A 25,916-nucleotide genomic window follows, 5' to 3' on the forward strand; every position below is an offset into this window, starting at 1 on the left:
CGATCAGTAACCGCCGATCGACGCGCTCACGCGCTGGCGCAATTCCGAGCCGTCGCCGACTTGCGCGTTCTCGATACGGCGCGCGCCCTGGAAGCGCTTTTCCCAGTAGCCATCTTCCATGTCGTCGACGCGGATCGTGCTGCCGGTGGACGGCGAATGCACAAACTTGTTGTCGCCGATATAGATGCCGACGTGCGAGAACGAGCGGCGCATCGTGTTGAAGAACACGAGATCACCCGGCTTGAGATCGGAAACGGTCACCTTCTCGCCGACGCGGCTCATTTCCTCGGCGCGGCGCGGCAAGGTCATGCCGAGCGTGTCCTGGAAAACGTAGCGCACGAAGCCGCTGCAATCGAGACCGGAATCCGGCGTGTTGCCGCCCCAGCGATAACGCACGCCGATCATGTTGAGCGCGCCGACGACGACGTCGCCCGCTTTGCTCGCCACGCCCGACAGAAACGACTTCGCGCCACCCGGAGTGCTGGCGGCGTCTGCGTTTGCGGCATCGCTGGATTTGCTGGAGGAGAAAATGCCGTTGTTGGCATTTTGGCTGCTACTGTTGACTTCGTCGGCGAACGCGCCGGAAGTTGTTGTCATCAGAAGGCCGATTAACATGCTGGCGGCGGCACGCGCGCATGTCTGAGTCAACGTTAGTGGCTGCATCGGTCGGTAGGTTTTACAATTAAAGGCTGCTAAATCAGGGAGATACGTGAAAGTTTGGAAGGATACTAGCCACAAAGTATTTAACTGTCAAAAGAAATAGAAAAATACAATTGCGACGGGCACCCAATTGGTGAAAAAGAAAGATTTTTAGGAATCCAGGGCTGCTCGCAAAAGCTTTCTTGTGTATTCGTCAGAGGGGTTCGCAAAAATCTTCTCCACCTCGCCCGTCTCGACGACAAAACCATTCCGCATGACCGCGACGCGATGCGCCATCGCGCCGATCACCTGGAGGTCGTGGCTAATAAAAACGTAACCGAGATTGTGCTTCTTCTGAATATCGGCCAGAAGTGCAAGTACTTGAGTTTGAATGGAAACATCGAGTGCGCTGGTCGGTTCGTCGAGGATCAGGATGCTCGGTTCGAGCACCAGCGCGCGGGCAATCGCAATGCGCTGCCGCTGCCCGCCGGAAAATTCGTGCGGATAGCGATCGAGCGCCGCGCGGTCCATGCCGACTTCCCGCAGCACCGCGATGACTTTCGCGCGCCGCGCGGCTGCATCGAGTTGCGGCCGATGCAGCGCCAGCCCCTCCCCGACGATGCGCTCCACCGTCTGCCGCGGCGATAGCGAACTGAACGGGTCTTGAAATACGACTTGCAGATTCGAGCGCAGCACGGTTTTTTCGCGTCCGCGAAAATCGCCAATGGCGCGCCCCTGGAATTGCACCGTGCCGGCCGAGACGCGCTGCAGGCCGAGCAGCGCCATCGCGAGCGTGGATTTGCCCGAGCCGGATTCACCGACGATGCCGAGCGTCTCGCCCTGCCGCACCGTCAGCGTGACGTCGTCGACGGCCTTGAAGCGGCCGCGCCGGAACCAGCCCGCGAAACCGGGCAGGCGCGTCGGGTAATCGACGCACACGTCCTTCGCGCCCAGCAGCACCGGCGCGATGGGCAGCACCGGCAGCACGTTGCGCTTCGGCTTGCTTTCCATCAACCGCTTGGTGTACGGATGCTGCGGCGACGTGAAAATCTCTTCCACCGTGCCGCTTTCGACGAGCACGCCCTTTTCCATCACCGCGACGCGTTCGGCAAAGCGCCGCACGAGATTCAGGTCGTGCGTGATGAGCAGCACGGCCATGCCGCGCTTTTCAGCCTCGTCGCGTTGAAGCTCCAGCAGCAATTCGACGATCTGCGCGCGGATCGTCACGTCGAGCGCGGTGGTCGGCTCGTCGGCGAGCAGGAGGCGCGGCCGGCACGCGAGCGCCATCGCGATCATTACGCGCTGACGCTGCCCGCCCGACAACTGATGCGGATAGCTGTCGACCCGCCGCTCCGGCTCGGTGATGCCGGTACGCGCCAGCAGTGCGATTGCGCGCTTCCTCGCCTCGCGCGGACTCGCGCCGTCGTGCAGTTGAATCGTCTCGCCGATCTGATCGCCGACCGTGTAGAGCGGATTGAGCGCGGTCATCGGCTCCTGGAAGATCATCGCGATGTCGGAGCCGCGCAGGCCGCGCATCGCGTGCTCGCTCTTCGACAGCAATTCCTCGCCGCCGAAGCGGATCGATCCGCTCACGTCGGCATCGCGCACGAGGCGCAGCACCGACAGCGCCGTGACGCTCTTGCCCGAGCCCGACTCGCCGACGAGCGCCACGCGTTCGCCCGCGCGGATGTCGAGATTGGCGCCATCGACAGCGAGCGTGTCGCCGAAGCGCACGCGCAGGTCCCGAATCGAAAGCAAAGGCTCGCTCACTGGCCGCCTCCGGCTTTCACCGCGTCGGAGATGCGCGTGTCGAGCGCGTTGCGCAATGCATCGCCCATGAAGGTCAGCAAAAGGAGCGTCGCGACGAGCACGCCGAACGTCGACAGCGAAATCCACCACGCATCGAGATTGGCCTTGCCTTGCGCGAGCAACTCGCCGAGCGAAGGGGTCGGCGACGGAACGCCGAGCCCGAGAAAATCGAGGCTCGTCAGCGCGAGAATCGCGCCGCTCATGCGAAACGGCAGGAACGTGATGACCGGCGTCAGACTATTGGGCAGCACGTGCCGCCAGATGATCTGCCAGTTCGACAAACCCATCGCGCGGGCGGCGCGCACGTAATCCTGCGTGCGATTGCGCAGAAACTCCGCGCGCACGTAATCCGACAGACCGATCCATCCGAACAGCGACAACAGGATGATCAGCAGAATCAGACTCGGCTCGAATATCGACGCGAAGATGATCAGCAGATACAGCTCCGGCAACGCGCTCCATATCTCGATCAGCCGTTGCCCGGTGATGTCGATCCTGCCGCCGAAATAGCCCTGCACCGCGCCGGCGAGCACGCCGAGCACCGTGCCGATCGCCGTCAGCACGAGCGCGAACAGCACCGAGACGCGAAAGCCGTAGACGAGCCGCGCGAACACGTCGCGGCCGCGATCGTCGGTGCCGAGCCAGTTCTCGCGCGAAGGCGGCGCCGGATTCGAGCCTTTCGAAAAATAGTTGAGCGTGTCGTAGTAGTAGTGATTCGGCGGATAGATCGCGAAGTTGCCGGGCGCGCTGAAGCGGTCGCGCACGAAGGGATCGAGATAATCGGCGGGCGTCGGGAAGTCGCCGCCGAAAGTCGTCTCGGCGTAAGTCTTCACGAGCGGAAAGTACAGGTGACCCTGATAACGCACGACGAGCGGCTTGTCGTTCGACCACAGCGGCCCCGCGAGGCTGATCACGAATGCCGCGATGAACACGATGAGGCTCCAGTACCCGAGCCGGTTGCGCTTGAAGCGCAGCCACACGCGCCGCCCGGGCGAGAGCGATGCTTCGCCTCGCAGCGGCCGCGCGTCGCCGGCGTCGCGTCGTGACGATTCCGATGAAGCGGCTCGATTCAAATCAGCGCTCCAGTTGTTCGAATTGAATGCGTGGATCGACCCAGACGTAACAGAGGTCCGAGATGAGCTTCGTCGCGAGGCCGATCAGCGTGAAAAGATAAAGCGTGCCGAGCACGACGGGATAATCGCGCCGCACGACGGATTCGTACGAGAGCAAGCCGAGGCCGTCGAGCGAAAAGAGCGTTTCGATCAGCAGGCTGCCCGTGAAGAACGCGCCGATGAACGCCGCCGGAAAGCCGACGATCAGCGGCAAAAGCGCGTTGCGGAACACGTGCTTCCACAGCACGCGCCGCTCGCTCAGGCCTTTGGCGCGCGCGGTGAGCACGTATTGCTTGCGGATTTCGTCGAGAAACGCGTTCTTCGTCAGCATCGTGATGACGGCGAAGCTGCCCACCACCGACGCCACCACGGGCAACGTGATGTGCCACAGATAATCGAGGATCTTGCCGCCGAGCGAGAGCGCCGCCCAGTTGTCCGAGGTGAGATTGCGCAGCGGGAATAGTTGCAGGAACGTGCCGCCGCCGAAGAGCACGAGCAGCAGCACGCCGAGCACGAAGCCCGGAATCGCGAAGCCGACGAGCACGATGAGACTCGTCGCGACATCGAACTTCGAGCCGTTCTTGACGGCTTTGGCGATGCCGAGCGGCACCGATATCAGATACGTGATGAAGAAGGTCCACAAGCCGATGCTGATCGACACCGGCAGCTTCGACACGATCAGCGACCACACGCTCTGATGCCTGAAGTAGCTCTCGCCGAGATCGAAGCGCGCGAACTTGCCGAGCATCAGGACGTAGCGTTGCAGCGGCGGCTTGTCGAAGCCGTAGAGCTTCTTGAGCTGCTCGACCTGCTGTGCATCGACACCCGTATGCGTGCGCAGGCCGAACCCGCCGCCGCCTTCCGACTGGCCGCGCCGCAGGTCATGCACGGCCTGCTCGACCGGGCCGCCCGGCACGAACTGGATCACGACGAAAGTGAGCGTCAGCACGCCGATGAGCGTCGGGATCATCAAGAGAATGCGTTTAAGGATGTAGCTCCACATGGCGCGCCCTCGTTACTTCGCCGCGTGCGCGGCGGGCCTGGATTGGGCCCACCACGTCGATATGACCCACTCTTCCGCGCCGTAGTACAGCGGCAAGGTCGACGGATAGGCGAGCGTATTGCGATACGCCACGCGATGCGTCGCCGAGTACCAGTGCGGCACCACATAGTAGCCGTTCATCAGCACGCGATCGAGCGCGTGCGTTGCATCGACGAGCTGCTCGCGCGTCTGCGCGGAAATGACCTTCTGCAGGATCGAATCGACGGCGGGCGACTTCACGCCCGCGAGATTGTCCGAGCCCTGCTCGTCCGCCGACTTGCTGCCGAAGCGCGAAACCTGTTCCGTGCCGGGCACCTGCACGTCGGGCATGCGCACGCTCGTCATGTCGAAGTCGAAGGCATCGAGACGTTTCTGGATCAGCGCGTAATCGACGGTGCGAAAGTTCATCGTGATGCCGAGCTTCTGCAGATTGCGCCCGAACGCCGCCGCGACCGGTTCCATCGACGCGCCGCCGCCGGTGTCGTCGAGAATCTCGAAGACGAACGGCTCGCCCTTCGCGTTGCGCAACGCGCCGTCGCGATACGTCCAGCCCGCCTGCGCGAGCAATTCACGCGCCTTGATGAGATTGGCGCGCAGCGAGCCGGGCGGATCGGTGTCGGGCTGGCGCGGCATCTCGCCGAACACGGATGGATCGAGCTGATCCTTCAGCGGGTTCAATATCGCCAGTTCGCCTTCGTTCGGCGTGCCTTTCGCTTGCAGGTCCGTGTTGACGAAGAAACTGTCGATGCGCCTGTACTGATTGAAGAACAGTTGCCGGTTGAGCCACTCGAAATCGAGCGCGAGATCGAGCGCCTGACGCACGCGCACGTCCTTGAAGAGCGGCTTGCGCGTGTTCATGAAGAAGCCTTGCATGCCGGTGCCGTTGTGCTGCGGGAATTCGCGCTTGATGAGCTCGCCGCTGTCGAAACGCTTGCCGATATCGCGCCGCACCCAGCTTCGCGCGACATACTCGACGAGCACGTCGTACTCGCCCGCCTTGAACGCTTCGAGCCGCGCGGTGGGATCGCCGTAGAGCTTGTAGTCGATATGCGCGAAATTGAACATGCCAATGCGCACCGGCAGCGCCGCGCCCCAATATTCCGGATTACGCTTGTACGAGATCGTGCGCCCGTTGTCGTACCGGTCGATGAGATACGGCCCGCTGCCGATGGGCTTCTGAAACGCGAGCTGATCGAACGGAACGCGCGTGCCGTCCGGCTTCATTCCCCATTTGCGCGAGAACACCGGAATGCCGCCCGCGAGCAGCGGCATTTCGCGCGTCGCGGTCTTGAACTCGAAGCGGATCGTGAGCGGATCGACGATCACCGCGCGCGCGATCTGCCCGAAATAAACCGCGAACTGCGGCGCGGCGAGCCGACTCTTGAGCGTCTCGAAGGAGAACTTCACGTCCTCGGCGGTGACCGGATCGCCGTTGGAAAAGCGTGCTTTCGGATTGATGTGGAACGTCGTCGACATGCCGTCGGGCGCGACCGCGATATCGTCGGCGAGCAGGCCGTAAGCCGTCGATACTTCGTCGGAGCTGCCCGTGGTCAGGCTCTCGAACATCAGCGAAAGACCGGGCGCCGGGTTGCCGCGCAGCGTGAACGGATTGAACTTGTCGAAGCTCGTCAGCCGGTTCGGGTTCGCGAGCACGAGTGTGCCGTCGCGCGGCGCGTCGGGATTCACATAGCCGAAGTGCTTGAAACCGGCCGGATATTTCGGCTCGCCGTATTGGGCGATGGCGTGCACCGCGTGCGCCGGGCTCGCGAACCAAATGGCCGATCCGCAAAGCGCAAGTGCGATGAACATGCGCGAGGCGCTGGATGAGCGGATCGTCGTGCGAGTCGTCATGGGCCTCTTGGCGCGATATGAACGGGTGGCGCGGTTGCGTGGCTCTGGCGAAAGCCCGCTGCGAACGCCGCGGGAATCCTCGGCGAGGCATTGCGATGTGAGAGAATTCTACCCAAAATCACGCACCGTTCGGCTCGCGACCTCAGGGTCTGCCATCAGGCCGATCGCGCAACGCACGACCCCGCGCGGCAACGGATCAACCGGCGCACGCCGCGACACTGACATCAAAGAAGGAGCATTCATGGGCTTTCTCGCTGGAAAACGAATTCTGCTGACGGGCCTGCTGTCGAACCGCTCGATCGCTTACGGCATCGCCGAGGCCTGCAAGCGCGAGGGCGCGGAACTGGCGTTCACGTATGTCGGCGAGCGTTTCAAGGAGCGCATCACCGAGTTCGCGACCGAGTTCGGCAGCGACATGGTCTATCCGTGCGACGTCGCCGACGACGCGCAAATCGAAGGGCTCTTCGCGTCGCTGAAAGAACGCTGGGATTCGCTCGACGGCCTCGTGCATTCCATCGGCTTCGCGCCGCGCGAGGCAATCGCCGGCGACTTCCTCGACGGCATGACGCGCGAGAACTTCCGCGTCGCGCACGACATCTCCGCGTACAGCTTCCCCGCGCTCGCCAAGGCCGCGCTGCCGTTGCTGAAAGACGGCTCGTCGCTGCTCACGCTATCGTATCTCGGCGCCGAGCGCGCGCTGCCGAACTACAACACGATGGGCCTCGCGAAGGCATCGCTCGAAGCGAGCGTGCGTTACATGGCGGCGTCGCCGTCGCTCGGCGGCAAGGGCGTGCGCGTGAACGCCATTTCCGCCGGCCCGATCAAGACGCTGGCCGCGAGCGGCATCAAGGGTTTCGGGAAGATTTTGAACTTCGTCGAAGAGAACGCGCCGCTCAAGCGCAACGTGACGATCGAGCAAGTGGGCAATGTCGCGGCGTTCCTGCTGTCGGACCTGGCGGGCGGCGTGAGCGCGGAAGTCATGCATGTCGATGCAGGATTTCACGCGGTCGTCGGCGGAATGGGCAGCGAAGCGGAATAAGCGCGCACTCCCCGCTTCAAACGAAAGCGCCGCTCACGTGATGTGAGCGGCGCTTTTTCTTTGCTGCGCGGGTCTCCGGCCGGTTTGTCAACGGTGCCCGTGCGGACCGCCGTGGCCGTTGCCATGTCCGTGGCCGTGCCCGGGCGGCGGGCCGTGCGGACGCGGCGGAGGCGGCGGCCGATGACCATGTCCGTAATGACGATAGTAGTCGTTGCGGCTCCAGTAACGGCCCCCGTCCCAGTATCGATTGCCGTGCCAGCCGATGACGACCGGCGGCGCATACATCGGCGCCGGCTGATACACGACGGGCGGCGGCGGCGGCGCGTACACCGGCGTCGGCGCGACATAGACCGGCGCCGGAATGCCGATATTCACGCCCACGTGCACGTCCGCCGCGCGCGCGATGTTCGTCGCACCGAGTGCGGCAATCGCCAGCACGCCCGCCCCGATTCGTCCCGAGAAATTTCTTTTCATATGCAACCGGACCTCGCTTTTCTTCTGGTTCGCTTGCGACGAAATATAACGGAAACCTTTCGGCGCAATATTTCAGTTCTGTAAGTTCTTGCCTACCGGCGCGATACGTCAGGAGAAACCTTACCTTTTGTTACATTGCATCGATCGGAATGTCGCGGCGTTTCATCGACCGTGGCAAATCCGCGTCACATCGGAAAAGAAAAAGCCACCCGCTCGCGAGTGGCTTTCAGGCAATGCGGGCGAATCGATCGATCAATGCCAGCCGTTGTGGCGACCGTGGTCGTGGTCGTGATCGTCGTGGTGATCGTAGCCGTGACCATGACCGTAGTGGCGATAGTAATCATCGCGATCCCAGTAGCGGCGGCCATCCCAGTAACGATCGCCGTGCCAGCCGATCACGACGACCGGCTGCGCGTACACCGGCGGCGGAGGCGGCGCGTACACGACGGGCGGCGGAGGCGGCGCATAGACCGGCGCGGGCGCGACGTACACAGGCGCGGGCACCCCGATGTTCACGCCCACGGACACGCCCGCACTGGCCGCGCCGGACAACATCAGACCGCCGATCATCACGGCGCCAGCCAGCACGGAAGCCTTCGATACCTTGTTCATGTGAAGCCCCACCTCGATGGGTTGTTTGTTGTGTTGACGGGACTATATCGGACCGCCGCAACGTCGAGTGTTCGACTTCGTAACCTGCTATTACCGTCGAAAATCCTTACGAAAAGTAATCTCGTGCGCATGAAATAAAACGGCCTTCGCATCACGAAGGCCGTCGTCTGCGAGAACTGCCGCGCCGTCAGTTCGGCAGTTCCTGCCCCTTCGTTTCCGGCGCGAGCGGAATCACCGCGAGACCGATAAGAAACGCGATCGACGTGATCGCGATCGGCACGCCGAGCGTCTTCATGTTGAGCACCATCGCGCCGATGCCGAAGTTCACGATCGCGCCGAAAAAGCGCCCCACCGACGTGCAGAACGCAAAGGCCGTGGCCCGCACGCGGGTTTCGAACTGCTCGGGCAGCCACAGCGAAAAGAGCGCGAAGTTGCCGCCGAAAAAGCCCAGCACGACGAGCAGCGCGATGAACGGCACGAGCCCGTTCGGCAGATAGAACGCCCAGCCGAACGCGAGCGCGATCGACGCCGCCATGCCGACGAAATACACCGCGAGCGTCTTTCTGCGGCCGATCTTCTCGGCCATCGGCGGCAGCGCGAGACAGCCGACGATCGTGCCGATGGACAGCAGGCCCGTCGCGATCGACGCCATGCGCGCCGCGTCGTGCTTGTCCATGCCCGCCTTCGTCGCGAGCTGCACGACCGCCGACGGCTCATATACCGCGCCCGCCCACAGCCCGATGATCGCCACCGTCAGCAGCACGGCCGCGACGATCGTCCGCTTGCGATATTGCGCATTGAAGATCGCCTTGAGCGAACTCTCATGCTTGACGTGCGGATGAACGGATTCGGCGCGCTCCCACTTGTCGGTTTCCTTCACGCGCAGAAGCACCACGATCGACACGACGACCGGAAACAGGCCGACGAGGAACATCGCGCGCCAGCCGAATGCCGCGCCGATCGTGTAGTTCAACGCAGCCGCAAGGAAGAAGCCCGCGTAATAGCCGGTCTGCAAATACCCCGCGCCCATCTTGCGACGATCCTCCGGCCACGCCTCCGCGACATACGTTCCCGCGAGCGCCCATTCCCCGCCGATCCCCACGCCCGCGCAGAAGCGGTAGAAGCCGAGCTCCCACACGTTGTGCGCGGTCGCCGCGAGGCCCGTGAAGATCGCGAACGTGAAGATGGTCGCGGCGAGCACCTTCGTGCGTCCGAAGCGGTCGGCGAGCGGTCCCCAGATGAACGACAAACCCCATCCCACGAGAAAGAGCGCGAACAGAATCGAGCCGGCCAGCCCGATATTCGCGGGCGTCGCCTCGTAGCCCGAACGCGGCAGCAGTTCGGTGAGCGCCGGCGCGAGCACGAGCGCGTAGATGAACGAGTCCATTCCGTCGAGCGTCCAGCCGGCCCACGCGCCCCAGAAGCCCGTAATCTGCGACCGGTTGAGCGGCGTCTTCGTGGCGCGCGTGGCGCTTATCTGTCGATCCAGCGTTGTCGGCATGGCCATGTCTCTCCAAGAACAAATTAACGACGCGTCAGTAAGGAGTGTTTGTTTTGGCGTCTAGGGAAAGCACCGGGGAACCCGTGTGCGTTTTTATATATAATATTTGAACATCGACACACCACAAGTCCGCACTTTCACCTAGCCATGCCGACAGATCTCTCCGCCGGATCGCATCCGGCCTCATTTCGCGACGCGCAGTTCGAACCGCGCCAGAGCACGTCGCGCTTCATCGCGGATGCGTTGCGCGCCGCGATCGTCGAGGGTTCGCTGTTGCCGGGCGAGCCGCTGCGCCAGGACGCGATCGCGCGGCAGTTCTCGGTCAGCGCCATTCCGGTGCGCGAAGCGTTCCGCCAGCTCGAAAGCGAAGGCTGGGTGACGATCGAGCCGAATCGCGGCGCGGCGGTCAGCCTGCAATCCGCCGACGAGGCCCGCGAGATCTACGAGATCCGCGCGTCGCTGGAAAGTCTCGCGATCGGCATTGCGATCGCGCATCACACGCCCGACACGCTCGCCGATGCGAAACGCCTGCTCGAAGCCGCCGAGAACGAGCCCGATCCCGCGCTCTACGTCGTGCGCAACGAGCAGTTCCATATGGCGCTCTACGCGCCCGCGGACCGCCCTCGCCTGATGGAGCTGATCGGCCAGATGCATCGGCGCGGCGAGCGTTATCTGCGGCTGAAACTCGGGCTGCCGATCCACAAGGATTCGTCCGATGCCGAGCATCGCGCAATCTTCGATGCGCTCGCCGCGCGCGATATCGAGCAGGCGCAGACGCTCGTCGCGCGCCATCTGCTCTCCACGGGCGAACTGATCTACCGCTTTCTCGCCGATGCGCAAGCGCTCGCCCAGTCGAGCCATGTCAAGAAGAAGCGCCGCGCATCTCCCCGAAAGACTTCCGCCAAGGCCGACCAATGAACGACGTCATCGCTGAAACCCGCAACTGGAACACGCGCGCGCAGGAAAAGGCGCGGCGTCTGAAGCTGATCGAGCCGTGGCTGAACGGCGCGGTGCTCGATTCGGCGCGCATCGTCGATGCGTTGAGCGCGCTCATCGTCACGGGCGATCGCGTCGCGCTCGAAGGCAACAATCAGAAGCAGGCCGACTTTCTCTCACGCGCGTTCGCGAAGCTCGATCCGGATCGCGTGCACGATATCCATCTGCTCATCTCGAGCATCAGCCGTCCCGAGCATCTCGCGCTTTTCGAGCAAGGCATCGCGCATAAGGTGGATTTCGCGTTCGCGGGGCCGCAGAGTCTGCGCGTCGCGCAACTGCTCGAAGACGGCATGCTGGAGATCGGCGCGATTTATACGTACATCGAACTCTATGCGCGCATGTTCATCGATCTCACGCCGCAGGTCGCGCTCGTGTGCGCGGTGCAGGCCGATCGCCACGGCAATCTGTACACCGGCGCGAACACCGAAGACACGCCGACGATCGTCGAAGCCACCGCGTTCCGGCACGGCATCGTGGTCGCGCAGGTGAACGAAATCGTCGATGAACTGCCGCGCGTCGATATCCCCGGCTCGTGGGTCGATGTCGTCGTCGAGGCGGATCGGCCGTTCGCGGTCGAGCCGCTCTTCACGCGCGATCCGCGACACATCGGCGAATTGCAGATTCTCATGGCGATGATGACGATCCGCGGCATCTACGAGCGCTATGGCGTGACGACGCTCAATCACGGCATCGGCTTCGATACCGCCGCGATCGAACTGCTGCTGCCCACTTACGGCGAAAAGCTTGGACTGAAAGGCAAGATCTGCACGAACTGGGCGCTCAATCCGCATCCGACGCTCATTCCCGCGATCGAATCCGGCTGGGTCGATAGCGTGCATTGCTTCGGCAGCGAAGTCGGCATGGAGGATTACATCGCTGCGCGCTCCGACGTGTTTTTCACCGGCCGCGACGGCAGCCTGCGCTCGAATCGCGTGTTCTGCCAGCTCGCGGGGCAATACGGCGTCGATCTGTTCATCGGATCGACCTTGCAGATGGACGCCGACGCGAATTCGTCGACGGTCACGCTCGGGCGGCTCGCGGGCTTCGGCGGCGCGCCGAACATGGGACACGATCCGCGCGGCCGCCGGCATTCGAGCGAGGCGTGGCTCAAACTCCTGAAGGACGACGGCCCGAACCCGAAGATCGCGCGCGGTCACAAACTCGTCGTGCAGACCGCCGAGACGTACAAGAAAGGCGGCGAGCCGACCATCGTCGATGCGCTCGATGCGATCGCCGTCGGCGAGAAAAGCGGCATGCCGATCGCGCCCGTCATGATCTACGGCGACGACGTCACGCATGTCGTGACGGAAGAAGGCATCGCGTATCTGCATGCGGCCGAAGGCGTCGATGAACGCCGCGCCGCGCTCGCGGCCGTCGCGGGCGTCACGCCGATCGGCATGCGCGCCGATCCCGCAAAAACCGCCGAGTTGAGACAGCGCGGCATCGTCGCGTATCCGGAAGATCTGGGCGTGCGGCGCGGCGAAGCGAAGCGTTCGCTGCTCGCGGCGCGCAGCATCGACGATCTCGTCGCGTGGTCGGGCGGACTGTATGCGCCGCCCGCGCGCTTCAGAAGCTGGTAAGCGCGATGAAGCTCGCCCTTCGCGAAGTTTCATACGCGCTCGCGCCGTCGTTCATCGCGCAATGCGCCGTCGATGCGCTCATCGCCGAAGCGCGCCTCACGCCGAAGCCCGCGCTCGTCGATGAACGCGGCAGCGGCGCGCATCGCGATCTCGATCTGGACACGATGTTGCGTTCCGCTGATGCCCTGCACCCGACGTTTCTCGCGATCGCGCGCGCGGCGTGCGACGTGCGGCCGTCGCAGGCTTTGCGCGAGCAACTCGCGCGCATCGGCCGCGAAGGCGAAGCCGCGATGATGCGCGCGACGAACGGCAGCAATGCGCATCGCGGCGCGATCTGGATCGTCGGCTTGCTGTGCGCGGGCGCGGCGATGCATGCGCCCGGCGACAGCGATGCGATCTGCGCATCGGCGGCGATGATCGCGCGTTTCGACGATCGTTATGCACCGATATCGGCGACGACGAGCCACGGCGCGCGCGTAAGCGAACGCTATCGCGTGGCAGGCGCACGCGGCGAAGCGCACGACGGCTTTCCGCATGCATCGCGCATCGGCCTGCCCGCGCTTGATGCCGCGCGCGCACGCGGTCTCGGCGAAACCGACGCGCGTCTCGATGCGCTGATCGCGATCATCGCGTCGCTCGACGATACGTGTCTCCTGCATCGCGGCGGATGGCGCGCGCTGCAAGCGGCTCAAGACGGCGCGAAGCGCGTGATCGACCGCGGCGGCGCGGGCACGCACGAAGGACGCGCGGCGCTCGCGCTGCTCGATGCCGAATTGCTGGCGTTGAACGCATCGCCCGGCGGCGCCGCCGATCTGCTCGCCGCCACACTCTTTCTCGACAGTCTCAGGCGCCTCGCCTGACGTGCAAAACGAAGCGCATCGAAGAGGAACGAACGATGGAAAACATGCGATACGAGTACCCCGCCACGCGGCCCGTCACGCGCCGCGCACACGTGGGCGTGGTCGGCTCGGGCGATCTGGAAGTGCTGCTCTCGCCGTCGCCAGGCGCGAACGCGGAAGTGGTGATCCGCACGAGCGTCGATGGTTACGGTCACGTGTGGAAAAGTGTGCTCGACCGCTTCTTCCAGCGCTACGACGGCGCGGCGAAGATCGAGCTGAACGATTTCGGCGCGACGCCCGGCGTCGTGATGCTGCGCCTGTCCGAAGCCGTCGAGGCGAGCGAAGGAGACACGCCATGAACGCGCACGACACGTTTCTCGCGCGGCACAGCTTCATCGAACTGACGGCGCGCGAACGCGCGCAGGCGCTGCTCGACACAGGCACGTTCCGCGAACTGCTCGGTCCGTTCGATCGCATCGAATCGCCGTGGCTCGCGATGCAGAACATCGTCTGCCAGGCGGACGACGGCGCGGTGATCGCGCGCGGCATGCTCGGCGGCGAGCCGGCGGTGATCGCCGCGATCGAGCCGGCGTTTCAGGGCGGCAGCATCGGCGAAGTGTCGGGCGCGAAGATCGCGGCCGCACTCGAAATGGCCTTGAGCGAATTCGAAGCCGGACGCGCGATCCGTCCCGTCGTGCTGTTTGAAACCGGCGGCGTGCGGCTGCAGGAAGCGAATCTCGGGCTCGCGGTCATCGCGGAGATTCAGGCGGCGATCGTCGCGTTGCGGCGGCATGTGCCGGTGGTCGGCGTGATCGGCGGAATGGTCGGCTGCTTCGGCGGCATGTCGCTCGCGGCGGCGCTGTGCACCGAACTCGTGATGACACGTCAGGCGCGTCTCGGCATGAACGGCCCGGAAGTGATCGAGCAGGAAGCGGGCGTCGAAGAACTCGATTCGGGCGATCGCCGCCTCATCTGGTCGATGATCGGCGGCGAGCAACGTGTCGCGGCCGGTCTCGCGGACACGCTCGTCGAAGACGATACCGATCAGGTGCGCGACGCCGTGCTCGCCGCCTTCGGTCGCGGCGTGCCGAAGCAGCATCGCACCGAGAACGTGGATGGCTTCATCGCGCGGCTCGCGGAAGTGAATCCCGATGCCATCGATCCCGATACCTTGCGCAAACTGTGGGGCGCATCATGACCGACACCCTTTCCCGCGGCGCGCTGTGGCTCGACGCGCTGACTTCGACCGCCGCGCCGACGCAACGCGGCCCGATCCGCGCGCGCGAAGGCGATCTTAACGGTGAACGCGCGAGCTTCTTCACCGTCGTGCCCGATCCGCAGAACCGCTTTCCCCGCGCGACCGATAACGTCGTCGGGCTCGAACAAGGCTGGCTGCTCGCGCGCGCCGTGCGCGAAACGATCGACGCCGATCGCGATGCCGATGTGAAGCGCCCCATCGTCGCCGTCGTCGATGTGAAAAGCCAGGCGTATGGACGTCGCGAGGAGCTGCTCGGCGTTCATCTCGCCTGCGCCGCCGCCGTCGATGCCTACGCGAGCGCGCGGCTCGCGGGTCATCCGGTGATCGCGTTGATCGTCGGCCCGGCGATGTCGGGCGCGTATCTCGCGCACGGTTATCAGGCGAACCGCATCGTCGCGCTCGACGCGCCCGGCACGGCCGTTCACGCGATGGGCAAGGAAGCCGCCGCGCGCGTCACGCGGCGCAGCGTCGAAAGCCTCGATGCGCTCGGCGACGCCGTCCTGCCGATGTCCTACAAGATGAGCGCGTATGCGAAGCTCGGGCTGCTGCACGAGCTGATCGAAGGCATCGACGCCGATTCGCCCGCTTCCGCCGACATCGCACGCGTGAAGGCATCGCTCGCGGCGGCGGTGGAGGATGCGCGCAACGGTTCGCGCGATCTCTCGAACCGCCTCGCTTCCGCCGATGCGAAACGCACGCGCGCCGCATCGATCGAAGTGCGCAGGCGCATGCGCGAGCAGTGGAGCGCGTGATGCATCGCGCGCCGCGTCCGCACGATCTGCTTCAGGTCACGGCCGGCGCCGTCTCTTTCGCCGATGCGCCCGCGTGGGTCGCGGCCTCGCTCGCGCGCGCGTCGTTCGTCGTCGTGCGACGTGCGCCGCGTATCGGCGACGGGATTGCTGTCGGCGTGCGCGGCATGACGCGCGGCGAACGCTTCGGAAGCTGGATCGAGCCGAGCCGCATCGACGCGCTTCTCGCGCCCGAAGATCTGCGCACGCGCGAGCCGGAACCCGCGCGCCGCGATCTGTCCGCGTTCGCGTTGCTGCGCGCGGTTTCGCCGATCATCGACGGATACGGCCTCGACTGGGGCCCGGCCGGCAGCGCGGGCTTCGAGCTCGCGAGCGCAATGCCGACGATCACGCGCGATAGCGATCTCGATATCGTCGTGCGCGCGCCGATGCCCTTGCCGCGCGACGACGCGTCATCACTCTTCGATGCGCTTTCGCACGCCGCGCAGAAGGAAGGCACGCGCATCGACGTGCAGATCGAAACGCCCCACGCCGCGTTCTCGCTCGCGGAATTCGCGCGCGCCAATCTGCGCGTGATGCTGCGCCACGCCGACGGTCCGCGTCTCGTCACCGATCCGTGGGCGGCGTCGTGATCGCGTATCTCTTTCCCGGGCAAGGCGCGCAAACGCCGGGCTTTTTGCATCGTCTCGGCGGCGGCGAGCGGCATCCGGCGATCGTCCGTGCATTCGACGAGGCATCGGACGTGCTCGGCGCGAACGTCCTCGAACTCGATCACGCCGATGCGCTGAAATCGACCGTCGCCGTGCAGATTGCGCTCGTCGTCGCGGGCGTGGCGGCGGCGCGCGCGCTCGCGGATGCGGGCATCGAGCCGGACAGCGTGGCGGGGCTGTCGGTCGGCGCGTACGCGGCGGCGGTCGTCAGCGGCGCGATCGCTTTCGACGATGCGCTCAAGCTCGTGCGCCTGCGCGCGAAACTGATGGAAGACGCGTATCCGCGCGGCTACGGCATGCTCGCCGTGCTCGGGCTCAACGAAAGCGAGATCGCGCGCGCGATCGCCGACAGCGGCGCCGATGCCTACATCGGCAATCTGAACGCGCCGCGTCAGATCGTCGTGTCGGGCAGCGATGCCGCGCTCGCGCAGGTCCGCGACATCGTGCTCGCGCGCGGCGCGCGCCGGGCCGAGCGGCTGTGCGTGAGCGTGCCGTCGCACTGCGTGCTGCTCGAGGACGCCGCCGAACGGCTGATCGACGCGGCGCGCGACGTGCCGATCGACACGCCGCGCATCGCGTATGTCGGCAATCGCGGCGCGCGCGTGCTGCGCCGTGCCGATGCCATCCGCGAAGACCTCGCCACGAACCTGCGCCATCCGGTGCGCTGGCACGATTCGACCATCGCGCTTGCCGAACTCGGCGCGAAGGTGTTCGTCGAGATGCCGCCGGGGCAGACGCTCACCCAGCTCGCCGCCGAAGCGTTGCCGGACATCGCCTCGGTCGCGATGGACGCGGCGCCCGTCGCATCCGTGGCGGCCCGCGTTCGCGCCGCATCGCGCCGGGCGCAGGATTGATTCGCTTCCCGCGCGCCACTGGTTCACGTTCCGGGCTGTCATTTTCGTGCTTTCTGCCAGCAAAATCGGAATTTTCGAATAGCTTACTTGTCGACTGTCATTAGCATTTCGCGGCGTCGGTGCTTTTGCGCATCGACCACCACAATGACAATCAAAAGGTAAAAATATGACGTTCTTCCGCATCACATTGGCGGCATCCGCCGTGGTCACGCTCGCGTCGTGCAGCAGCATGGGCAGCATGGATCCATCGCAACTGATGCAATCCGGGCAACTGGCCACTCAGGCGCTCTCGCTCAGCGATTCCGATGTCCGCACACTGTCCGACAAATCGTGCGCGGAGCTCGACAAGGAAAACAAGATCGCGCCGGCGAACAGCCCGTACACGCAGCGCCTGAACAAGATTTCGAAGCAGCTCGGCGACAACATCAACGGCGTGCCCGTCAATTACAAGGTCTATGTGACGAAGGACGTCAACGCGTGGGCGATGGCGAACGGCTGCGTGCGCGTCTATAGCGGCCTCATGGACCTGATGAACGACGATGAAGTGCGTGGCGTCGTCGGCCATGAGATGGGCCACGTCGCGCTCGGTCACACCAAGAAGGCGATGCAGGTCGCCTACGCGACCTCGGCGGCGCGCACGGTGGCGTCGTCGGCGGGTGGCGTCGTCGGCAGCTTGTCGGCTTCGCAACTCGGCGATCTGTCGGAGAAGTTCGTCAACGCGCAGTTCTCGCAATCGCAGGAAACGGCCGCCGACGATTACTCGTTCGATTCGCAGAAGAAGAAAGGCTATGACCCGAAAGGTCTCGTGACGGCGTTTCAGAAACTCGCGAACATCGACGGCGGACAGTCGAGCATGCTGAGTTCGCATCCGGCGTCGCCGGCGCGCGCGAAGCATATCCAGGATCGGATTGCTTCGGGAAAGTAAGGACGTAAAAAAGCGCGAGCGGCGAACGCTCGCGCTTCGATCGCGGGACGATCAGAAGAAGTAGTAATGCACGCCGGCGGTCAGGCTGTCATTACGGCGATGACCGTCCTGGTAGCTCGCGCTGTCACGGGTATATTCCGCTGCGACGCTCCAGTTTTTCGCGAACTTGTATTCGACGCCCGCGCCGTAGTGCAGACGCGTATCCGGCCACGTGCCCGTAAAGCCGATGCGCGCGTACGGCATGATGTCCGTGTTGACCGGCATACCGAATTTCACGTCGATACCGCCGTCTTTCTTGGTCGTCGAGCCGCCGTGGAAATCCATGAAGCCTTCGAAGCCGACCACGAAACGGTCGACATCGTAATTGACGCCGGCCACGAGGCCCGGGAAGAACGTCATGTGCGTGGAGCGCGGATTCTGACCCGTGCTCTCCGACCAGTTCAAACCGAGCTTCGCGCCGACATAGGGGCCGGCGAACTGGCTATGCGGGCCGTCGACACCCATCAATTTGAGGAGCGCCGGATCGATCGCTTCCGAATGGGCCTGCGTCGCGCAAACCAGCGACAAGAGCGCCGGAGCAATGAGTTTTTTGATACCTGCCATGACTAACCTGATGAACCGTGAAAGGTGTGTTGCCCGACGGCATCAGCGCATTCGGGCAGCATCCGGACAACGAACGCTTGCGTTGCGTTACGCCATGCTTGCCTTTCGGCAAGCAACACGTGAGGTTAGTGAGCTACCAGCCGCTTCGAAAGCGGAAATCTCCTAAAGAAACGTTGCTTTTCGTCCCACAACCGCGTCCGAACGGCAAGCTTTGTTCGATCGCAATGAATCGCAATGTTTTGAAGGAGGACGAAGCAACGGACTGCGTGCCACGGGTCGACCTAGCTCTCTTGTGAGCGTGCCGACACGCAAAGTCGAAGCGAAAAAGAAAAACAAAAAGAAAAAGCCCCGCAAGTTTTTAACCTTGCGGGGCCTTTCCACTACTACTGGCGGAGACGGAGGGATTCGAACCCTCGATCCAGTTTTTAGCCAGATGCTCCCTTAGCAGGGGAGTGCCTTCGACCTCTCGGCCACGTCTCCCAAACTTTTCGTTGCACCGGGAGTGCAGCGCAACGAGATCGAGATAATAGCGTGTTCGCGGGCCGGGGTCAAATTCGCATGACGATTTTTTACCAACCAATCCATTCTGGATCGCCGTGTGCCGCAAACCGCAATGGTGCAACGGCCCGCGAGCCGTCACACGCATGTCATACAGACAATCAGCCGCGATCCAGCTCGAATGCCTTGTGCAGCGCCCGTACGGCGAGCTCGGTGTACTTCTCGTCGATCAGCACCGAAATCTTGATTTCCGAAGTCGAGATCATCTGGATGTTGATGCCCTCTTCCGACAGCGTGCGGAACATCGTGCTCGCGATGCCCACGTGCGAGCGCATGCCGACACCCACCACCGACACCTTCGACACCTTCGGGTCGCCCAGCACGGTTTCCGCCTGCACGTGCCCTTTCACCTGGTTGTTCAGGATTTCGAGCGCGCGCTGGTAATCGCCGCGGCCGACCGTGAACGTGAAATCGGTCTTGCCGTTCACGCTCTGGTTCTGGATGATCATGTCGATGTCGATGTTCGCATCGGCGACCGGCCCGAGAATCTGATACGCGACGCCCGGCTTGTCGGGCACGCCCATGACCGCGATGCGCGCTTCGTCGCGCTGGAACGCGATGCCAGAAATCACTGCTTTTTCCATGTTCTCGTCTTCTTCAAAAGTAATCAGGGTGCCGGAGTGCATCTCGTCGGCGAGCGGCATCAGCGGATCGGTCAGGCTGGAGAGCACGCGCGTCTTCACCTGATACTTGCCCGCGAACTCCACCGAGCGGATCTGCAGCACTTTCGAGCCGAGGCTCGCCATTTCCAGCATTTCCTCGAAGGTCACGCGGTCCAGCCGGCGCGCTTCTTCCACCACGCGCGGATCGGTCGTGTAGACGCCGTCGACGTCGGTGTAGATCAGGCACTCGTCGGCCTTCATCGCCGCAGCGATGGCGACCGCCGACGTGTCCGAGCCGCCGCGTCCGAGCGTCGCGATATGGCCTTCCGGATCGACGCCCTGGAAGCCCGTGATCACGACCACCTTGCCTGCGTCGAGATCCTTCAGGACGCGTTCGCCGTCGATCTCGCTGATGCGCGCCTTCGTGAACGCGCTGTCGGTCTTGATCGGGACTTGCCAGCCGGCATAACTCACGGCGTCGAGGCCTTCGGCATGCAGCGCGATGGCAAGCAGCCCCACGCTCACCTGCTCGCCGGTGGAGGCAATCATGTCGAGTTCACGCGGGTCCGGATCGGCCTTGATGTCTCTCGCGAGACCGAGCAGGCGATTGGTTTCGCCGGACATTGCCGAAGGCACGACGACCATCTTGTGGCCAGCCTTGTGCCATTTGGCGACGCGCTTGGCGACGTTCTTGATGCGCTCGACCGAGCCCATCGAAGTGCCGCCGTATTTGTGTACGATGAGTGCCATTGTCGTTCTTGAACTGGAGAGAAAACCGCGCTTCACGCGCTTTGGCGCGAGAACGCTCGAGACTCGTGCTCGATCGCTTCAGGGGATGTCGAAGCCGGCGACGATACGCGGGCGCTGCCGCACGCCCTTCGCGCTCGCAGGATGTAATGACACGGCGCGCGGATGCGTCGTTGCGGGCGAAATCGAGTCTTTTGAACGGAGATGCCGCGCAAAAACGCGCTTGGGCGAAACGAGTTACCGTACCCGATCGAGGCCGAAATTACAAGATGGAACGCCCGTGACGCCGATTTTACCGGCTTCGGCACCACGGTCGCCGGAAACATCCTAGGCGAGCAGGAGATCCGGCCGCCATGAAATGCGGCGCAGCGGACCGCGCGCGGCGCTCGGCGCGGCTTCGCGATTCACGCCCACATGCGGCACGAACAGCAACGCTTCGCCGATGAAAAGCAGCGGCACATCGCGCTTCCATGCCGGCACGCCGCGCTCCTGAAACAGGTTCTTGAGCGTGCGGCCCGGCGCTTCGGCCGCGACACGCATGCGCTCGCCACCCGCCCGCGAACGCGCGACGAGCGGCGCGGCGCGCAAGACGCCCTCCCCGACGACGTCATCGGCGGAAGAATCGGCCGGTTCGAACACGAACGAGCCGCGCCATTGCGGCAGACGCCAGACTTCTTCGCCCTGCCATCGCAGTTCCGTCGCGGCTTTGGGCGCGAGCGCGCCTTCGTCGAGATCGGGTGCATAGGCGCTATCGCCCGGTTCCCAGAACAGCAGATTGCGATAGACGCGCAGGCTATGTCCCGCATGATCGACGCGCAGCGCGTGGCCATCGCGCGCGGCGGCGGCATCGCGTAGCTGGCGCAGCATATCGGCGATACGCGCCGTCGATGCCGCCAGCAAACCGCGCGAGCGAATCCAGAAACGCATGAGGTTGATCGCGCGTTCGTCGTCGAGTGCGAGGACCGCGTCGAGCATGAGCGCGCCCGCTTCATCCGCGCTTTGGGCGTGTTCGAGATCGATGCGCGCGAGCTGATCCAGCAGCCGCTGCGCCGACGCGGCATGCGATGCCGTTCGCGCGAGCGCATCGCGAAAACCGGGAAAGTGGACCGCGAGCATCGGCAGCACGTCGTGGCGCAGCGCGTTGCGCGAATAGCGCGTGTCGGCGTTGGATTCGTCGTCGATCCAGCTCAGATCGCGCTCGTGTGCGTATTGCTCGAGTTGCGCGCGCAGCAAACGCAACAGCGGACGCAGACGCGGCACCGCGCCATCCGCGCGCTGCGGCGCCATCGCCGCGAGGCCTGCGACGCCCGCGCCGCGCAGCAGTTGCAGCAGCACGGTTTCCGCTTGATCGTCAGCGTGATGCGCAATCAGGAGTGCCGCCGCGCCGTGCGCGTCGCAGAGTTCGTCGAGCGCGCGATAACGTGCGTCGCGCGCCGCCGCTTCGAGACTTTCGCCGCCCGCGCGGGTCACATCGACATGACGCGCGTCGAAACGCACATCGAGCGACGCCGCGAAGCGCTCGCAATGCGCCGCCCACGCGTTCGCGTTCGGGCTCAGACCGTGATGAATGTGCAGCGCGACGACCCGTTGCGCGCCGAAGCAACACACGGCCGCGTCGAGCAGCGCGGTCGAGTCGAGTCCGCCGCTCAGGGCGACCGCAAGCAGTGAAGCCGGGGGAAGATCCGCACCCAAAACCGCCGCGCGCACCGCCTCGAAGACGAGGCGGCCGGCGGGAGTTTCGTTGTCGAATGTCACGAGAATTCGTGATGGATGAGATGACGAAGATGCCGGATTACGCGCCCGGCAGCGATTCCTTGAACTTGCCGTAAGCCATCAGCTTTTCGAAGCGGCGTTCGCGCAAGTCGTTGACGCTCATGCCCTGGAACTGGCGCAGCGAATCGGCGAGTGCGCGGCGCAGAAGCGCGGCCATGCCCTTCGCGTCTCGATGCGCGCCGCCGAGCGGCTCGTTCACGATCTTGTCGATGAGACCCAGCGCCTTCAACCGATGCGCCGTGAGGCCGAGCGCTTCGGCCGCTTCCGGCGCCTTCGCCGCGCTCTTCCACAGGATCGACGCGCAGCCTTCCGGCGAAATGACCGAGTACGTGGAGAACTGCAGCATCATCACGGTGTCCGCGACGGCGATCGCGAGCGCGCCGCCCGAGCCGCCTTCGCCGATGATCGTCGTGATGATCGGCGTCTTGAGCTCGGCCATCACATACAGATTGCGGCCGATGGCTTCCGACTGCCCGCGCTCTTCCGCGCCGATGCCCGGATACGCGCCCGGCGTATCGACGAACGTGAAAATGGGCAGCGCGAACTTCTCGGCGGTGCGCATCAGACGCTCGGCCTTGCGATAGCCTTCCGGGCGCGGCATGCCGAAGTTGCGCAGCGCGCGTTCCTTCGTGTCGCGGCCCTTCTGATGGCCGATCACCATGCACGGCTGGCCATTGAAGCGCGCGAAGCCGCCGACGATCGCGAGGTCGTCGGCGTATGCGCGGTCGCCATGCAATTCGTGGAAATCGGTGAAAAGCTCGCTCACGTAGTCGAGCGTGTACGGACGCTGCGGGTGACGCGCAATCTGCGACACCTGCCACGGCGACAGATTCGCGTAGAGATCCTTCGTGAGCTGCTGGCTCTTCTTCGACAGCCGATCGATTTCTTCCGAAATATCGACAGCGGAATCGTCCTGAACGAAGCGGAGTTCTTCGATCTTCGCTTCGAGTTCAGCGATCGGCTGCTCGAAATCCAGAAACGTGGTCTTCATATGTTCGAGTCCTAGGAACATCGGGCAGCGCGTATTCTAACCGCGTCCGTCCCTCAAAAATTCGCGCGCGAACTATCGATTATAAAGCAACGATAGCGCCCGCTTGCTCGTGTGTAGTTTAGTGATCCGCCGGAATCGGATTGAGACTGCGCCACATATACCAGGTCGCCACCGTGCGCCACGGCTCCCAGTTCGCCGCCACCTCGCGCGCCTCGCTGCGCGTCACCGGCTCGCCGCTGAAGTAGTTCACGCTGATCGCCTGAATCAGGCCGAGATCGTCGAGCGGCAACACGTCCGGGCGCGACAGATTGAAGATGAGGAACATCTCCGCCGTCCATCGGCCGATGCCGCGAATCTGCGTCAACTCGGCGATCACGGCTTCGTCGTCCATCGACGTCCATGCATCGACATGCAGCGCGCCTGATTCGAAATGCTGCGCGAGATCGAGAATGTACTCGGCCTTGCGTTTCGACAAACCGCACGCCTGTAGCTTCTCGTGGCCGAGCTTGATGAAATGCGCGGGATGGACTTCCGGACATGCGCTTTTCACGCGCTCCCAGATTGCCTGCGCCGCCTTCACCGAAATCTGCTGACCGGCAACGGAGCGCGCGAGCGTGGAGAAGGGATCGCCGAGATTGACGAGATGAATCTCGCCGAACTTCGGAATCAGCTTCTTGAGGATGCGGTCGCGCCTCATGAGATCCGCGCACGCGCGATCCCAGTAATCGGGACGCGTGACTTCGCGCGTAAGCCCGCCGATCTGCACCGGCACCGCGGCGTCCGATGTCACCACGCGCGACTTGCGCACGACTTCACCGCGCTCCGCGACGAGCGCCTGCGCATTCGCGGCATCGCCGCCGACAGCGCGGCCGTTGCCCTTCACGGGCGACGCTTCCGCTTCTTCGGTGCCCGCCTTCGATGCGCGCGCAGCGCCGTTCAGGCGCGCGGCCGTCTCGGGCTTCGTCGCCTTGAGCGCGGCGCTGCGCGTCGGCTTCGCCGCGACGCCGCCACGCTTGACCGCGGTCTTGCGTCCGATCGTTGCACCTGCGCCATCGATGTTCTGCGTGTTCGCTTTCGTGTGCGCGCTGCGCGTGCGCTCCGTAGCGCCCGACGCATCGCTGACAGACGCGGGTCGCTTGACCGGCGTCTTCCTGGCCGTTGCCATCTTGCCTCCTGCCTGGTGAGTCGATCAGAGGGTTTGAAGGGCCGCGCTCAAACGCGGCGCCATTCGGTCGACCCACCCGGTTTGTCTTCAAGAGCAATACCGGCTTCGAGCAATTCAGCCCGGATCCGGTCTGCTTCGGCATAGTTCTTCGCCTGCTTCGCGGCGATGCGCTCGGCGATCTTCGCTTCGATCTCCTGCGGCGAGAGCCCGTGCTCCGAACCCGCGCCGCTCGCCTGCTGCAGGAATGCACGCGGTTCGCGCCCGAGCAGACCGAGCACGCCCGCGAGACCCTTGAGCTGGCGAGCGAGCGCGGCATCGCGCGTACGGTTCACTTCGCTCGCGAGATCGAACAACACCGACACGGCCACCGGCGTGTTGAAGTCGTCGTTCATCGCAGACTGGAAACGCTGCGCGTTCGCTTCGTTCCAGTCAAGTTGCTGATTGTCCGGCTCGACATCCTTCAACGCCGTATATAGGCGCGTCAACGCGTTCTTCGCGTCGTCGATATGCACATCGCTGTAATTCAGCGGCGACCGATAGTGTGCCCGCGCAATAAAAAAGCGCACGACTTCGGCATCAAATTTTTCAAGGACTTCACGGATCGTGAAGAAGTTGCCGAGCGACTTCGACATCTTTTCACTGTCGATCTGCACGAAGCCGTTGTGCATCCAGTAGTTCACGAACTGCTTGCCGGTTGCGCCTTCGCTCTGCGCGATCTCGTTCTCGTGATGCGGGAACTGGAGATCCATGCCGCCGCCGTGGATGTCGAACTGTTCGCCGAGCAAGGTGCAGCCCATGGCGGAACATTCGATGTGCCAGCCCGGGCGCCCGCGGCCCCACTTCGAGTCCCAGCCCGTGTCTTCCGGCTCGCCCGCCTTCGATTGTTTCCACAGCACGAAGTCGAGCGGATCTTCCTTGGCGTCGTTGGCCGCGACGCGCTCGCCCGCGCGCAAGTCTTCGATCGACTTGCCCGACAGCTTGCCGTAGTCGGCGAACTTGCGCACCGAGTAATTCACGTCGCCGTCTTTGGCCTGATACGCGTAACCGTTGGCGTGCAACGCATCGATCATGCCGAGCATCTGCGGCACGAACTCGGTCGCGCGCGGCTCGATGTCCGCACGCTCGACGCCGAGCGCATCCATGTCTTCATACATCGCCGCGATGAAACGATGCGTGAGCGACTTGATGGTTTCGTTGTTCTCCACCGCGCGACGAATGATCTTGTCATCGATGTCCGTGATGTTGCGGACGTAAGTCACCTTGTAGCCGAGCGCGCGCAGCCATCGTTGCACGATATCGAACACTACGAACATGCGCGCGTGTCCCACGTGACAGTAGTCGTACACGGTGATTCCGCAGACATACATGCGCACCTCTCCGGCGCGAAGCGGCGTGAAGGTTTGCTTGTCACGCGCGAGCGTGTTGTAGATGCGCAGCGAGTTCATAGAAGGGCGAAGCATGGGCCGGAATCAACCGTGGACCGGGCA

At 64.0% G+C, this 25,916-nt stretch carries 24 protein-coding genes and 1 tRNA gene; 10 read left to right on the forward strand and 15 right to left on the reverse strand.

Annotated features, from left to right (window positions below):
* Nucleotides 1–3: 3 nt before the first annotated feature.
* The 5 genes from AWB76_RS21440 to AWB76_RS21460 form a co-directional block, all read right to left on the reverse strand.
* The gene (locus AWB76_RS21440; RefSeq protein WP_061162152.1) at nucleotides 4–663 is read right to left on the reverse strand and encodes a C40 family peptidase; all 660 of its coding nucleotides are present in this window, start codon (nucleotides 661–663) and stop codon (nucleotides 4–6) included.
* Between the two features lie 147 nt (nucleotides 664–810).
* Nucleotides 811–2,409, reverse strand: coding sequence for an ABC transporter ATP-binding protein (locus AWB76_RS21445; protein ID WP_061162153.1), 1,599 nt, complete (start codon nucleotides 2,407–2,409; stop codon nucleotides 811–813).
* Nucleotides 2,406–3,521: an ABC transporter permease gene (locus tag AWB76_RS21450; RefSeq protein ID WP_061162154.1), complete on the reverse strand. Its 1,116-nt coding sequence runs from the start codon at nucleotides 3,519–3,521 to the stop codon at nucleotides 2,406–2,408. The genes AWB76_RS21445 and AWB76_RS21450 overlap by 4 nt, the downstream gene beginning before the upstream one ends.
* A 1-nt stretch (nucleotide 3,522) precedes the next feature.
* On the reverse strand, nucleotides 3,523–4,563 hold the full coding sequence (locus AWB76_RS21455) for a microcin C ABC transporter permease YejB (RefSeq protein WP_061162155.1): 1,041 nt from the start codon (nucleotides 4,561–4,563) through the stop codon (nucleotides 3,523–3,525).
* A 12-nt stretch (nucleotides 4,564–4,575) separates the two neighbouring features.
* Entirely contained in the window at nucleotides 4,576–6,411 is a 1,836-nt protein-coding gene (locus tag AWB76_RS21460) for an extracellular solute-binding protein (RefSeq protein ID WP_061162276.1), read from the reverse strand.
* Between the two features lie 283 nt (nucleotides 6,412–6,694).
* Here AWB76_RS21460 and fabI point away from each other — a divergent pair, with 283 nt between their 5' ends.
* Nucleotides 6,695–7,492 carry an enoyl-ACP reductase FabI gene (gene fabI / locus AWB76_RS21465; RefSeq protein WP_061162156.1) on the forward strand — a complete coding sequence of 266 codons (798 nt, stop codon included), beginning with the start codon at nucleotides 6,695–6,697 and terminating at the stop codon, nucleotides 7,490–7,492.
* Nucleotides 7,493–7,579: 87 nt separating this feature from the next.
* Here fabI and AWB76_RS21470 read toward each other — a convergent pair whose 3' ends face one another.
* The 3 genes from AWB76_RS21470 to AWB76_RS21480 all read right to left on the reverse strand — a co-directional run bounded on the left by AWB76_RS21470 (nucleotide 7,580) and on the right by AWB76_RS21480 (nucleotide 10,079).
* On the reverse strand, nucleotides 7,580–7,966 hold the full coding sequence (locus AWB76_RS21470) for a hypothetical protein (RefSeq protein WP_061162277.1): 387 nt from the start codon (nucleotides 7,964–7,966) through the stop codon (nucleotides 7,580–7,582).
* Nucleotides 7,967–8,218: 252 nt separating this feature from the next.
* Nucleotides 8,219–8,578, reverse strand: a complete 360-nt coding sequence (locus AWB76_RS21475) for a hypothetical protein (RefSeq protein ID WP_061162157.1) — start codon at nucleotides 8,576–8,578, stop codon at nucleotides 8,219–8,221.
* Nucleotides 8,579–8,765: 187 nt separating this feature from the next.
* Nucleotides 8,766–10,079 (reverse strand): MFS transporter, encoded by a 1,314-nt coding sequence (locus tag AWB76_RS21480; RefSeq protein ID WP_061162278.1) that lies wholly within the window; start codon nucleotides 10,077–10,079, stop codon nucleotides 8,766–8,768.
* A gap of 147 nt (nucleotides 10,080–10,226) precedes the next feature.
* Between AWB76_RS21480 and AWB76_RS21485 the strand changes: the two genes are divergently transcribed.
* The 9 genes from AWB76_RS21485 to loiP all read left to right on the forward strand — a co-directional run bounded on the left by AWB76_RS21485 (nucleotide 10,227) and on the right by loiP (nucleotide 17,990).
* Nucleotides 10,227–10,997: a GntR family transcriptional regulator gene (locus tag AWB76_RS21485; RefSeq protein WP_061162158.1), complete on the forward strand. Its 771-nt coding sequence runs from the start codon at nucleotides 10,227–10,229 to the stop codon at nucleotides 10,995–10,997.
* On the forward strand, nucleotides 10,994–12,655 hold the full coding sequence (gene mdcA / locus AWB76_RS21490) for a malonate decarboxylase subunit alpha (RefSeq protein WP_061162159.1): 1,662 nt from the start codon (nucleotides 10,994–10,996) through the stop codon (nucleotides 12,653–12,655). The genes AWB76_RS21485 and mdcA overlap by 4 nt, the downstream gene beginning before the upstream one ends.
* Before the next feature lie 5 nt (nucleotides 12,656–12,660).
* Nucleotides 12,661–13,515 (forward strand): triphosphoribosyl-dephospho-CoA synthase, encoded by an 855-nt coding sequence (locus AWB76_RS21495; RefSeq protein ID WP_061162160.1) that lies wholly within the window; start codon nucleotides 12,661–12,663, stop codon nucleotides 13,513–13,515.
* Nucleotides 13,516–13,550: 35 nt separating this feature from the next.
* Nucleotides 13,551–13,853, forward strand: a complete 303-nt coding sequence (locus tag AWB76_RS21500; protein ID WP_061162161.1) for a malonate decarboxylase subunit delta — start codon at nucleotides 13,551–13,553, stop codon at nucleotides 13,851–13,853.
* The gene (locus AWB76_RS21505) at nucleotides 13,850–14,692 is read left to right on the forward strand and encodes a biotin-independent malonate decarboxylase subunit beta (RefSeq protein WP_061162162.1); all 843 of its coding nucleotides are present in this window, start codon (nucleotides 13,850–13,852) and stop codon (nucleotides 14,690–14,692) included. The genes AWB76_RS21500 and AWB76_RS21505 overlap by 4 nt, the downstream gene beginning before the upstream one ends.
* Entirely contained in the window at nucleotides 14,689–15,504 is an 816-nt protein-coding gene (gene mdcE, locus AWB76_RS21510) for a biotin-independent malonate decarboxylase subunit gamma (RefSeq protein WP_061162163.1), read from the forward strand. Before AWB76_RS21505 ends, mdcE begins: the two co-directional genes overlap by 4 nt.
* Entirely contained in the window at nucleotides 15,504–16,133 is a 630-nt protein-coding gene (locus AWB76_RS21515) for a malonate decarboxylase holo-ACP synthase (protein ID WP_063936373.1), read from the forward strand. Before mdcE ends, AWB76_RS21515 begins: the two co-directional genes overlap by 1 nt.
* Nucleotides 16,130–17,065: a malonate decarboxylase subunit epsilon gene (gene mdcH, locus AWB76_RS21520; protein WP_061162279.1), complete on the forward strand. Its 936-nt coding sequence runs from the start codon at nucleotides 16,130–16,132 to the stop codon at nucleotides 17,063–17,065. The genes AWB76_RS21515 and mdcH overlap by 4 nt, the downstream gene beginning before the upstream one ends.
* Before the next feature lie 166 nt (nucleotides 17,066–17,231).
* The gene (gene loiP, locus AWB76_RS21525) at nucleotides 17,232–17,990 is read left to right on the forward strand and encodes a metalloprotease LoiP (protein ID WP_061162165.1); all 759 of its coding nucleotides are present in this window, start codon (nucleotides 17,232–17,234) and stop codon (nucleotides 17,988–17,990) included.
* A 51-nt stretch (nucleotides 17,991–18,041) separates the two neighbouring features.
* Here loiP and AWB76_RS21530 read toward each other — a convergent pair whose 3' ends face one another.
* From AWB76_RS21530 to cysS, 7 genes are all read right to left on the reverse strand, one after another.
* Nucleotides 18,042–18,593, reverse strand: coding sequence for a porin family protein (locus tag AWB76_RS21530; protein WP_061162166.1), 552 nt, complete (start codon nucleotides 18,591–18,593; stop codon nucleotides 18,042–18,044).
* A gap of 387 nt (nucleotides 18,594–18,980) precedes the next feature.
* Nucleotides 18,981–19,073: transfer RNA gene (locus AWB76_RS21535), tRNA-Ser, on the reverse strand.
* Nucleotides 19,074–19,252: 179 nt separating this feature from the next.
* Nucleotides 19,253–20,503: an aspartate kinase gene (locus AWB76_RS21540; RefSeq protein WP_061162167.1), complete on the reverse strand. Its 1,251-nt coding sequence runs from the start codon at nucleotides 20,501–20,503 to the stop codon at nucleotides 19,253–19,255.
* A 324-nt stretch (nucleotides 20,504–20,827) separates the two neighbouring features.
* Nucleotides 20,828–22,255: a tRNA lysidine(34) synthetase TilS gene (gene tilS, locus AWB76_RS21545; RefSeq protein WP_061162168.1), complete on the reverse strand. Its 1,428-nt coding sequence runs from the start codon at nucleotides 22,253–22,255 to the stop codon at nucleotides 20,828–20,830.
* Between the two features lie 37 nt (nucleotides 22,256–22,292).
* Nucleotides 22,293–23,264, reverse strand: coding sequence for an acetyl-CoA carboxylase carboxyltransferase subunit alpha (locus tag AWB76_RS21550; protein WP_061162280.1), 972 nt, complete (start codon nucleotides 23,262–23,264; stop codon nucleotides 22,293–22,295).
* Nucleotides 23,265–23,382: 118 nt separating this feature from the next.
* Nucleotides 23,383–24,429, reverse strand: a complete 1,047-nt coding sequence (locus AWB76_RS21555; RefSeq protein ID WP_061162169.1) for an endonuclease III domain-containing protein — start codon at nucleotides 24,427–24,429, stop codon at nucleotides 23,383–23,385.
* A 47-nt stretch (nucleotides 24,430–24,476) separates the two neighbouring features.
* Nucleotides 24,477–25,874, reverse strand: a complete 1,398-nt coding sequence (gene cysS / locus AWB76_RS21560) for a cysteine--tRNA ligase (RefSeq protein WP_061162170.1) — start codon at nucleotides 25,872–25,874, stop codon at nucleotides 24,477–24,479.
* Nucleotides 25,875–25,916 lie beyond the last annotated feature (42 nt).

Origin of the sequence: Caballeronia temeraria (genome assembly GCF_001544795.2) — a bacterium.
Taxonomy (GTDB): domain Bacteria; phylum Pseudomonadota; class Gammaproteobacteria; order Burkholderiales; family Burkholderiaceae; genus Caballeronia; species Caballeronia temeraria.